The 5,050-nt window shown below is 69.6% G+C and carries 5 protein-coding genes; 2 read left to right on the top strand and 3 right to left on the bottom strand.

Annotated elements, in window-relative coordinates; all coding sequences use genetic code 11:
* Positions 1–312 precede the first annotated feature (312 nt).
* The 3 genes from HUV06_RS14565 to HUV06_RS14555 form a co-directional block, all read right to left on the bottom strand.
* Positions 313–1,338, bottom strand: coding sequence for an ABC transporter substrate-binding protein (locus HUV06_RS14565; protein WP_174301973.1), 1,026 nt, complete (start codon positions 1,336–1,338; stop codon positions 313–315).
* Between the two features lie 131 nt (positions 1,339–1,469).
* Positions 1,470–1,754, bottom strand: a complete 285-nt coding sequence (locus HUV06_RS14560) for a hypothetical protein (protein ID WP_174301972.1) — start codon at positions 1,752–1,754, stop codon at positions 1,470–1,472.
* A gap of 163 nt (positions 1,755–1,917) precedes the next feature.
* Positions 1,918–3,744, bottom strand: coding sequence for an ABC-F family ATP-binding cassette domain-containing protein (locus tag HUV06_RS14555; RefSeq protein WP_174301971.1), 1,827 nt, complete (start codon positions 3,742–3,744; stop codon positions 1,918–1,920).
* 73 nt (positions 3,745–3,817) lie between these two features.
* Here HUV06_RS14555 and HUV06_RS14550 point away from each other — a divergent pair, with 73 nt between their 5' ends.
* Together HUV06_RS14550 and HUV06_RS14545 are read left to right on the top strand one after the other, a co-directional pair.
* Positions 3,818–4,282: an SRPBCC domain-containing protein gene (locus HUV06_RS14550; protein ID WP_174301970.1), complete on the top strand. Its 465-nt coding sequence runs from the start codon at positions 3,818–3,820 to the stop codon at positions 4,280–4,282.
* The gene (locus HUV06_RS14545) at positions 4,279–4,710 is read left to right on the top strand and encodes an iron-sulfur cluster assembly scaffold protein (protein WP_174301969.1); all 432 of its coding nucleotides are present in this window, start codon (positions 4,279–4,281) and stop codon (positions 4,708–4,710) included. Before HUV06_RS14550 ends, HUV06_RS14545 begins: the two co-directional genes overlap by 4 nt.
* Positions 4,711–5,050 lie beyond the last annotated feature (340 nt).

Here is a 5,050-nt window from a genome sequence, read left to right as displayed (position 1 = left end):
TCCCGCCCAGCCTCAATCTTGAATCATGATCCGCCCCAAACCGGAATCCCGAATCAGCATGATCCGGTCGCGTTCTAACGTACGCTCCCTTAAGAGGAGGCGGTTGCATATGGCGGCGCTTATCCTCCCCTGCGCAGCGGGGGAGGGGGACCACGCGAAGCGTGGTGGAGGGGGCTCCCCGGGCGCCGTTGCGTCCACCGTCTCGCCCAGCGAGCCCCCCTCACCAGGCTTCGCCTGGTCCCCCCCGCTACGCAGGGGGAGATTTAAGAGTACGCCGGCCTATGCAGTCGCCCTTCCTTTGAGCGGGGACGATCACCGTACCGGCGCTACGAACGGCAGGGTCGCCGTGAACGCCGTGGTGTAGGCGGCGCGGTAGTCCAGGCCCTTGGGATAGACGCCCAGGCCCGCCGCCATGTCGAAGAAGCGCTTCCAGGTGGCCTCGCTCATCGCCCCAACGCCGCCCGCCGCGGCGTCTCCGCCCGTGACGAGGCCGGACTGGCGCATCCTCGCGCGGGCCTGGTCCAGGATGTCCGGCGACATCTCCCGGTTCAGCTTGAGGATCAGGGCGTCGGCCGGACGCGGGTCGCCCTGCAGGTACGACTTCCAGCCCACCGCACTGGCCTCCACGAAGGCCTGCACCGCCTTCGGGTTGGCGGCGATCAGCTTGTCCGGGGCCAGCACCATGGCGGCGTAGCCGGGATAGCCGTCGTCGGCGAGCAGGAAGACCTTGGGCGCACGGCCCGTCGCCTTCTCGATGGTGTAGGGTTCGGAGGTGACATAGCCCTCCTGCACGGCCCGAGGGTCGGCCAGGAACGGGGCGGTGCTGAAGCTGTACTTGCGGACCTGGGCGTCTTCGAGCCCGTACTTGGCCCGGAGCCACGGCCAGAACGAGGTGACGGCGGCGTCGGCCAGCAGGATGGGATGGCCCTTCAGGTCCGCCAGTCCCTCGATCCCGCCGCCGGGGTGGGCGATCAGCACCTGGGGGTCCTTCTGGAAGGCGGCCATCACGGCCTTCACCGGCACGTGCTCGGCGGCGAGGTTCATGACCCCGAAGCTGTTGGAGCCCATGCCCATGTCCACGGCCCCGGTGGCGATCAGCTGGGCGACGTTGGCGCCGGCGCCCCCGGGGATGATCTGCACGTCCAGGCCGCGCCGGGCGTACTCGCCCGTGGCGAGCGCCTCGAAGAAGCCGCCCTGCTCGGCCTCGGCGCGCCAGTCGGTGGCGAAGCGGATCGCGGTGCGGCCGGGCGCCTCGGCCGTTCTACTGGCTCTGGAGCAGGCGGCTAGCATCAAGGCCGCGGCGAGCGCGAGGATCAGCCTATGGGCGGGCGGGGTCATCGGCGGCGCGTCCTCACCAAGTCGCCGCGAAGTCTAGCGGAGGACGGCGGAACGCGGAACGGCCCGCTCCGTCGGCGAAGCGCCAGCGGGTGGATCGGCGGCTCCGTCGCCGGAGCCGCCGACGTGGCCGCTCAGCGCAGGCCGGTGGGAGAAGGCTGCACGAAGGCGGTGCGCTCGGCCCGCGGTTCGGCGTGGAGCTGGTGCAGGGCCTGCTGGTAGCTCGCCTCGACGCAGCCGATGTCGACAGAGTCGAAGGCGTTGTCACTGGCGCAGACCTTCTCGGCTGCGCGATAAAGTTCGGTGCGGATGATGCGGGGCGACTTGCCGTCGAGCTTGACGGCGATCTGACCGTCCTGGGCGTGGGCTGAGCCCACCAAGGCCAGGGCGAAACCGAAGGCGGTGAGTGTGCGGATCATGTCTGGGAGTCTCCGTTGGATTGGAAAACTCCTCCCTTCACCGCATCTGGCTCGTGCGGCTGCAGCGTCATAACGGGAGCCACCGGCCTGACCGCAAGCCTTTAATGGACATCTCAGTCCAAGTTTCTTCGGCAGTGCAGCATTTTCACACAGATCGAGCGCGTCACGCCATCGTTTCGCGCTTTTCTTCGAGGGCGAGCCAGTCGATCTCCGCGGCGGCCATGTCTGCGCGGGCCTTGTCCATGGCCGTCATGGCGGCGTTGAACGCCTTCGGATCTCGCGCATACAGACCGGGATCGGCCACGACGGCTTCAAGGCGGGCGATCTCCCCGGGCAGCGAGGCGATCAGGCGGTCGAGCTCCTCCAGACGGCGCTGATCCTTGTAGGATAGCTTGGCCAGGCGACGTGGTTCGGGCGGCCGGACGGCGCCCGCTTCGGCCGGCGACATCGCCGTCGGCGGCAGCGCGCTCGCGCTCCCCCGGAAGAAGTCCGGGTGCTGGCGGTTGAAGTCGCTCCAGCCGCCGGGGCTCTTGGCGGCGTTCCCCCGCCCGTCCAGGCCGAGGGTGGAGGTGGCGAGCCGGTCGATGAAGTCGCGGTCGTGGCTGACCAGGATCAGAGTGCCGTCGTAGTCGGCGAGCAGGGCCTCCAGCAGGTCCAGCGTGTCCATGTCCAGATCGTTGGTGGGCTCGTCCAGCACCATCAGGTTGGCGGGCTTGGCCAGCGCGCGCGCCAGCAGCAGGCGGTTGCGCTCGCCGCCCGACAGGGTGCGAACAGGCTGGCGCAGCTGGCTGTCCTTGAACAGAAACTCCTTGGCGTAGGCGGCCACGTGCTTGGACTGGCCGCGCACCAGCAGCGAGTCGCCGCCCGACGGGGCCAGCACCTCCCACAGCGTTTGGGCCTCGTTCAGCTCGCCCCGGCTCTGGTCGAGGTAGGCGATCTGCAGGTTGGTCCCGAGCTGCACGGTTCCTGCGTCCGGCGCGATCTCGCCGAGCAAGGTGCGCACGAGCGTGGTCTTGCCCGCGCCGTTCGGCCCCACCACGGCCAGCCGGTCGCCGCGCAGGATGCGGGTGGAGAGGTCGCGCACCACCACCTTGTCACCCCAGGCCTTGGCCACATGGCGAGCCTCGGCGACCCGGCGGCCGGACATCTCGCCGGAGTCGACCGCCATCTGCAGCTCGCGCGGCTGGTCGCGCATGGCGGCGGCGCGGCTCTGGCGCATGGCCTCCAGGTTGCGGGCGCGGCCTTCGTTGCGGGTGCGCTGGGCGGTGATGGAGCGGTAGAAGGTGTAGGTCTCCCGCTCGATGGCCTTGGTCAGGCGGCGGAACTGCTCGGCCTCCTCGGCTTCGACCTTCTCGGCCCAGGGCTCGAAGGTCTTGAAGCTCTCGTCCAGCATGCGGACCTTCCGGTGCGCCAGCCAGAAGCAGCGCTGGGTCACCCGCTCCAGGAAGGCGCGGTCGTGGCTGACGATCAGCGCCGCGGCGCGAAAGGAGGACAGCTGGTCCTCCAGCGTCTGGATGGCGAAAATGTCCAGGTGGTTGGTGGGCTCGTCGAGCAGGATCAGGTCCGGTTCCTCGGCGAAGGCCCGGGCCAGGGCGGCGCGCCGGATCTCGCCGCCGGACAGCCCGTCGGTGGACTTCTCGGGATCGAGGTCGAAGGCCATCAGCTCTGCATCGCCCCGGTAGGACGGGGCGCCGCCGGCCTGGGCGTAGTCCGACAGGGTGTCGCCGGCGATCTGCGGCTCCTGCAGCACCATGGCGATGCGCAGGCCCGGCTGGACGAAGCGCTCGCCCCCGTCGGGCTGCACCAGCCCGGCCAGCACCCGCATCAGGGTCGACTTGCCCGCCCCGTTGCGTCCCACCAGGCAGGCCCGCACCCTGGCCTCCAGCGCCAGGTCCACCCCCTCAAACAGTTGGACCGGCCCGTCGGCCAGCCGCACGCCCTTGAGGGCGGCGATGGGCGCGCGGGCGGAGGTCCTGGGGCGGGGCGGCATGCGGCTCAGTTAGGCGGTCGGAGCGAATTCGTCACCTGTTGGCGGGGCGCGCGCGTCCAACCATATTGCCGCCATGGGATTCAAGATCGAACACCGCATCGGGGTCTCGCGCCCCGCCGCCCAGGTCTGGGCCGTGCTCGCCGACCTGTCGGCCTGGAAGGACTGGAACCCGATGTATCCGGCGGCCTCCGGCAAGCTGCTCATCAGCGCGCCGATCGAGCTGGTCGAGAAGGTCGGCGAACAGACCGAAAGCTATTCCGCCGTGGTGGCCGAGTGGGTTCCCAACAGCCAGCTGATCTGGACCCGGCGCACCCACGGCGGCCTGGTCCGCCACGTGCGCTACATCGAGATGGAGGCGCTCAGCGACACCGGCTGCATCTTCTCCAACGGCACGCTGTTCGAGGGCCTGGGGGCCGGGCGGCTGGTTCGCCAGACTCGGCGCAGGGCGCTGAAGCGGGCCTGTCAAGGCTTCTGCGAAGCCATGAAGGCGAGGGTCGAGGCGGGCTTCGGCGAGGACACGGAGGCCTGGAAGGCGTGATCGACGAGCTCTACAGCGCCCGCATCCTCAGGCTCGCCGCCAACATGCCCCATGCAGGCCGGCTGGCCGCGCCGGGAGCGACCTCCGAGAAGGTCTCGCGCCTGTGCGGCAGCCGGGTTGTGGTCGACGTGGTCATGGCCGACGGCCGGGTGGCGGAGTTCGCCCAGGATGTGCGCGCCTGCGCGCTGGGCCAGGCCGCCGCCGCCATTTTGGGCGAGCATGTGGTGGGCGCTCGCCTGGACGAGCTGGCCGCCGGCCGCGACGGCTTGCGCGCTATGCTCAAGGAAGGGGCTGCGCCGCCGCCGGGCCGCTTCGCCGACCTTGCGGTCCTGGCTCAAGTGCGCGAGTTCCCGGCCCGCCACGCGTCGACGCTTCTGGCGTTCGAGGCTGTGATTGAGGCGGCGACGCTTGCTGAAGCCGGTGGCTGATCTACTATCGGTAGCCCCGTGGCAGCGTATCGTCGAACGAGCAGCTAAGGCGGCCTTCGGTGCACCGCTCGTCACCAACGTGCTTCGCGGACTTGTCGTGGAGGCGATCGTGGCGGAAAGCCTTGAGCCCGATTGGACCTGGTGCTCCGCCGATTACTCAAGCTGGGGACTTCCAGCACCGCGGTGGGACGCGCCTGGAGGTCAAGCAGTCGGCTTCAAGGCAGAGCTGGGCGCGAGCAGATGCCAGCCCAGGCGTTTGCTCGTTCGATATCAAGTCGCGCTTGGGTCGCTGGGAGGGGAGCGTCTGGATCGCCGAACCTGGTCGAGCGGCTGCAATCTA

This window comes from Caulobacter sp. S45 (assembly GCF_903642205.1).
GTDB lineage: Bacteria > Pseudomonadota > Alphaproteobacteria > Caulobacterales > Caulobacteraceae > CAHJWH01.
This window is presented reverse-complemented; position numbering and strand designations above follow the sequence as displayed.

Coding starts and splice junctions, on each gene's coding strand:
- HUV06_RS14565 (WP_174301973.1), bottom strand. CDS start 1,338: ATGACCCCGCCCGCCCATAGGCTGATCCTCGCGCTCGCCGCGGCCTTG.
- HUV06_RS14560 (WP_174301972.1), bottom strand. CDS start 1,754: ATGATCCGCACACTCACCGCCTTCGGTTTCGCCCTGGCCTTGGTGGGC.
- HUV06_RS14555 (WP_174301971.1), bottom strand. CDS start 3,744: ATGCCGCCCCGCCCCAGGACCTCCGCCCGCGCGCCCATCGCCGCCCTC.
- HUV06_RS14550 (WP_174301970.1), top strand. CDS start 3,818: ATGGGATTCAAGATCGAACACCGCATCGGGGTCTCGCGCCCCGCCGCC.